Raw genomic sequence first — 534 nt, forward strand, 5'->3', positions numbered from 1 at the left:
TGTCTTCTCCTTGTTCGCCGACTAAAATCATGCTGGTTGAACCAACGGGTTGGACGATACCTGTCATACCATCCTTTTCAAAATCTGCCGTTTGTTGGCTAGAAATTCCCGTAATAAAGAGCGTTACTTTGCCCTTTACACCCTGAAAAACCATGTGTAAAGCATTAGCTTCACCAAATCCACAGTGGTTTAGGTAGTAAACGTGGTACGGGAAGTTGTCACTAAACTGATAATGAAATGGCGACATCTTCGCGTTGATCTGGGAACTCGGCACGTTTTCATCTAAATGGCGCACAAATGCCTCTTCATGAATGACATGTTTAATAGCTGTATCTGCGAGACTGGCTTGCGCCGGTGGCACCAGAATGTTACCCCAGTTGATTTGCCCCACCAGTAAACCTGCGGTAAAGGCAACAGAAGCTGCAAGCGCCATGGCTTTGCGGACAAAGTTGGGTTTGACGACTTTTTCGTCAAGCGCGCTAGAGGTTTGGCTAAACAAGATTTTATCAGCAAGATCCTCTGGCACATCCACAT

The 534-nt window shown here is 46.1% G+C and carries 1 protein-coding gene; it reads right to left on the minus strand.

What is annotated here, in order from left to right; translation table 11 throughout:
* The coding region (locus tag R7E78_RS26015) for a DUF3379 family protein (RefSeq protein ID WP_318058594.1) at nucleotides 1-534 on the minus strand (534 nt) is incomplete at both ends.

It is taken from the genome of Vibrio sp. YT-19(2023) (assembly GCF_033337395.1).